Annotated in this window: 1 protein-coding gene; it reads right to left on the reverse strand. The window is 66.3% G+C overall.

The annotated features are described in order from the left end of the window. Nucleotides 1-30: 30 nt before the first annotated feature. Nucleotides 31-1281 (reverse strand): IS256 family transposase, encoded by a 1251-nt coding sequence (locus tag PAA8504_RS21650; protein WP_108896183.1) that lies wholly within the window; start codon nt 1279-1281, stop codon nt 31-33. Between the last annotated feature and the right edge of the window lie 95 nt (nt 1282-1376).

A 1376-nucleotide genomic window follows, 5' to 3' on the forward strand; every position in this document is an offset into this window, starting at 1 on the left:
GAGATATGCGCGAAAGTTGGTGACGCTTGATCAGGCGGCGGTATGAAGGTGGCGGACGCCGTCGCGGAACTCAACCCCGCTGATGACCTCCGGCAGGCGGTTCCGGCCGTCGAGTTTCCTCCATTTCTTCTGCGCCGACATCATCAACTTGAAGGCCATGGCGAGCCCGGTCTTCCGGCTCAGGCATCCCTTGGTGCGCTTCGTCCGGTGTCGGACGGTGGCGAAGGTGCTCTCGATCGGGTTCGACGTGCGGATGTGTTTCCAGTGCTCGGCCGGGAAGTCGTAGAACGACAGCAGCGCGTCGCGGTCCTTCGCCAGCTTGGCCACCGCCTTGTCCCACTTCACGCCGTAGACCTCGACGAAGTGGTCGAAGGCGGCCCCGGCGGTGGCGCGGGTCTCGGCCTGCCAGATGTCGTGCAGATGCGCCTTGGCCTTCGCCTGCATCGACTTCGGCAGCGCGTTGAGCACGTTCATGGTCTTGTGCAGCCAGCAGCGCTGTTCCTTGGTCGTGGCGAAGACCTCACGCAGGGCGGTCCAGAACCCCAGGGCGCCGTCGCCGATGGCCAGCTTGGGGTCCTGCTCGAGGCCGCGGCGCTTGAGGTCGAGCAGAACCTCGCGCCAGCTCTGGGTGCTTTCGCGGACGCCGTCGGTCATGGCCAGCAGCTCCTTGCGACCGTATTCGTCCGCGCCCACGACCACCAGAACGCATTGCTTTTCCTCGGCCATGCGCGGTTTGAAGTAGACGCCGTCCGCCCAGATGTAGAGAAACCGCCGCGCGCCGAGGTCGCGCTTCTGCCAGGCCCCGTAGCCCTCCCACCAATCGGCCTTCAGCCGCGTGATGGTCTTGGCCGACAGGCCCTTGGCGTCCGGCCCCAGCAGAGCCGCCAGCGCCTCGCTGAAGTCGCCGGTGGAGACGCCCTTGAGGTAGAGCCAGGGCAGCAGCTCCTCGACCGACTTCGCGCGGCGTAGGTAGCGCGGCAGGATGCTGGGCGTGAAGGTGATCCTGTCCTCGCCCGGCCTGCGGTCCCGCACGCGCGGGACCTTCACGGCCACCGGGCCGACGCCGGTCATGATTTCCCGCTCCGGCAGATGCCCATGACGCACCAGCCTGGCCCGACCGTCCTCGAGCTTGTGGTCGGCGAAGGCTGCCAGCAGCGTGGCCAGTTCCGCCTCGACCGCCTGCTCGATCAGCTTGCGTGCCCCGCCCCGGATCAGGTCGCTCAGCGGATCGCGCGAAAATCCCGATGGATCGGGCAGCTGGGTGATGGTATCTTCCGACATGTGGCATATCCCTTTCTCGGCTGAGAATTGACGGCGCTTCGACACCGCCTTGATATGCCGCCCCTCAGGGCATCACCAACTTTCGCGCGTTACTC

The sequence above is a fragment of the Palleronia abyssalis genome, from assembly GCF_900302445.1.
In the GTDB taxonomy this organism is placed as follows: Bacteria; Pseudomonadota; Alphaproteobacteria; order Rhodobacterales; family Rhodobacteraceae; genus Palleronia; species Palleronia abyssalis.